The following is a 3,294-nucleotide window of genomic DNA, read 5'->3' on the forward strand; positions in this document are numbered from 1 at the left end:
GTGGGCGGTGTCCGTGTACTCGTCTGAGTGGCCCTGGCAAGATTTCCGTGATGCTGGGGTGTGCGACCGTGCGCCGGTGACGCTCCGTCACGGGTAGTGGCGTCGGAGCAGGGCCATGAGGATGACGCGTTGGCGGAGCAGTGGGACACCTGCGCGTCCGGCCATGATCCGTTTCTGGAGTTTCAGATCGGTGATGCGGCCCTCGTTGACGCCGGAGTTGAACGGGGTGGTGATGCCCTGCACGACTGCGGGCTGGTCCTCGCGGATGGCGTTGGCCAGGCTGGCCAGGGCTGGGAGGTGGGCGCCGGACAGTTGCTCGAGCCAGTGCGGCAGCGGGCGGGCGTCGCGGGTGTCGAGCATGGCGGCGAACTGACGCACCAGGTCGTGGGTTCGTGCCAGTTCGGGGCAGTGGTCGAGCAGCCGTCTGAGGGCCTCGGTGGTGTGGAGGTCGCGTCGGGATGGTGCGGTGGTGATCCAGCGGGTGACCTGGCGGGGTGAGGGCGGTCGCTCGCGTGGGGTGTCGATCGGAAGGCCGCGGCGTAATGGTGCGATGGCCATCTTGACCCGTTGGTAGTGGCCGCCGTAGCCCTTGGCAGAGATCTCCTGGTGCAGCACCGTGGCGGTGTGCTCGCCTTCCTCCCAGCGCTGCCGCAGATAGTCCAGGTATGGATCAAGACTCGTAGGCCGACGAGGCGGGGCCCGGCGTACGCATTCCTGCCAGGTGGCTGCCCGGGCGTACTTGCTCACGGTGCGGCGGTTCAGGCCCAGCTCGCGGGCTGCCGAGCTGAGCGAACGGCCGGTGTCGGTCACCGCGTGCACCGCCTCGAACAGCCGCTTCGCATGACGGCGGGCGGCGGTGTCAGCCTCGTCGGACGGTGCTGCCGGGCTCGCTGGCGGCGATGCCGCTTCGGGCTCGGGGACCGCCGCGGACAAGCATCCTCGGTGGGCCGCGGCAACATCGCCGACCCGCTTCGACAGGCCCTGCCACAGGTGGAAGCGGTCGCTGACCTGCACCGCGTCCGGGGCGCCGTCGGCGATGCCCTGTCGGTAGACCAGCGAGCCGTCCCGGCAGACCACGTCAACACCGGGGTGAGTCCGCAGCCAGGCGGCCAATTGCTCGGCATCGCGGCCGGCCCACAGTTCGATCGGCAGCCGGGTGTCGGCATCCACCAGCAGGGTGCCGTAGACGTCCGAGTACAACGCGAAGTCGTCCACGCCCAACACCCGCGGGATCGCTGCCGGCGGAAGGGGCAAGCGCATCAAGTGGAACAGCACGCTGGTCCGCGACAGGGGGGTCTGCAGGATCTGTAGGAGCCGGGCGCCGCCACGGCCGGCGAGGAGCACCCCGGCCATCTCCACCAGGTGCTGCAGCAGCGGGCTGCGGCGCTGGTAGCGCGCCGTCAGCCCCTCGACCTGCTCGGCGAACGTCCGCCGACCACAGCCCGGACCGTCACAGAACAACCGTCGCACCGACAGCTCGATCACCACCGGTCGGCCACCCACAGCGACATCGGCCAGCGCGCGGCCGTAGCGGCTGTGCACCCGCGCGGAACCGCAACCGCAGTCTGGACAGGCCACCGTCAATTCGCGAGTGCGGGCCGCGATGCGGACTACACCTCCCGCCACCCATACTCGTTCCACCCGCACCGCATCAAGGTGCGGAGACATGATCCATATGAGGTCATCACACTCGCCGACACTGCCGCTACCCGTGACGGAGCGTCACCGGCGCACGGTCGCACACCCCAGCATCACGGAAATCTTGCCAGGGCCACGTTCGCTTGTACGCCGACAGGCGGCAAGTTTGCGGACGGACCAGCGGGTGAAGGGCTGGCCGAGCTTGGTCGGGCGTGTGGTGGCCGTCGCGACGACGAAGTCCTCGTCGTCAGGACTGAGCAGGCGGGGACGGCCTCCCGCCCACTGAGGGTCCAGGCAGGCCAGGCCGATCTCGTTGAACCGGTGGATTACGTCGCGGACAGTGTCCTCGTCTGCCTGCACCAGCTGGGCAATCACTGGGACTCGGTTCCCGCCGGCCGAGGCCGGCAGCATCATCGCGCGCCGGTAGCGCACCGAACTGGTGCTGCCCCGGCGCACGATCTGCTGCGGCCTCTGCCCCTCTTGGTCGGTCAACCTGCGCACACGGACAGGCTCAGCCACCACACCCCCCAGCGATGGGACGAACGGACGTCACCGGACATCCAACCGCCGCGACCACCAACCCGGCGAACCTTCCCGGTCAGAGCACTAGAGGCTCAGTGGCTGGAAGCTGACCATGTGCCACAAGTCGGCCGTCTAATGGGCCTGATACTAGAGATCATCTGCTTTGCTCATGTACCCAGCTGATTCAGGAGCCCGGAAACAGTGGAACCCCTACACACGCTCGCGCTCGGCCCAGAGTGGCTGTCTCCGGACTATCTGATCTCGCACTTCGGCCTGATCGGCATCCTGGTCATCGTCTTCGCCGAATCGGGGCTCTTCGCGTTCCTGCCGGGCGACTCGCTGCTGTTTACGGCGGGCCTGCTGGTCGCGGACGGGAAGTACATCACTCAGCCGCTATGGCTGGTCTGCACCCTGATCGCGGCCGCCGCGATCATCGGTGACCAGATCGGTTACATGATCGGCAAGTTTTTCGGCCCGAAGCTGTTCAACCGGCCGAACTCCAAGCTCTTCAAACGGGAGAACCTGGACAAAGCCCACGAGTTCATGGAACGGCACGGCCCGAAGGCCATCGTGCTCGCCCGCTTCGTGCCGATCATCCGGACCTTTGCGCCAATGGTCGCAGGAGCCGGCTCCATGAAGTACCGGACCTTCCTCACATACAACGTGATCGGCGGCATCGGCTGGGGGGGCGGTGTCACGGTGGCTGGCTATTTTCTCGGACAGATCGCGTTCATCCGGGAGCACGTCGAATCGATCTTGGTGTTGATCGTGCTCATCTCGGTGGTGCCCGTGATCTTCGAAGTGGTCAAGGCCCGGAAGGAGGCCAAGACCGCTGGCACGGGCAGACCAGCAAATATCGAGTCAACGGCCTCGCGTGATCCTCGCATCAGGCGGTGACGGTCCTTGGTCTTGCATGCTGGAAGAGCGGGCAGACCGGCCAGGCGAGGATGCTGTCCGCTCTTGCGCAGTGAGTTCGGATGAAGACCCGAGCAGTCAGGCCACTGGAATGCACTCGATGATCGAGGACCCCGAACTCATCCGTTGAACTTGCCCCACCTCAAGTCCCGCGGCGCCCGCGAGATCCGTGTACTCGGCCAGAGTCCTCTCCCGCCCCCCGAAGGTCGCCAACATCCG

General features: G+C 66.8%; 1 protein-coding gene and 2 pseudogenes. 1 reads left to right on the top strand and 2 read right to left on the bottom strand.

Annotation, left to right across the window (positions count from 1 at the left end):
- Positions 1-87: 87 nt before the first annotated feature.
- On the bottom strand, positions 88-1,668 hold the full coding sequence (locus tag ACZ44S_RS39065; RefSeq protein WP_466938262.1) for an ISL3 family transposase: 1,581 nt from the start codon (positions 1,666-1,668) through the stop codon (positions 88-90).
- 117 nt (positions 1,669-1,785) lie between these two features.
- Positions 1,786-2,157 (bottom strand): annotated as a pseudogene (locus ACZ44S_RS39070) (helix-turn-helix domain-containing protein); the annotation flags it as partial.
- A 204-nt stretch (positions 2,158-2,361) separates the two neighbouring features.
- Here ACZ44S_RS39070 and ACZ44S_RS39075 point away from each other — a divergent pair.
- Positions 2,362-3,009, top strand: a pseudogene (locus ACZ44S_RS39075) (VTT domain-containing protein); the annotation flags it as partial.
- Positions 3,010-3,294 lie beyond the last annotated feature (285 nt).

It is taken from the genome of Streptomyces malachitofuscus (assembly GCF_055571035.1).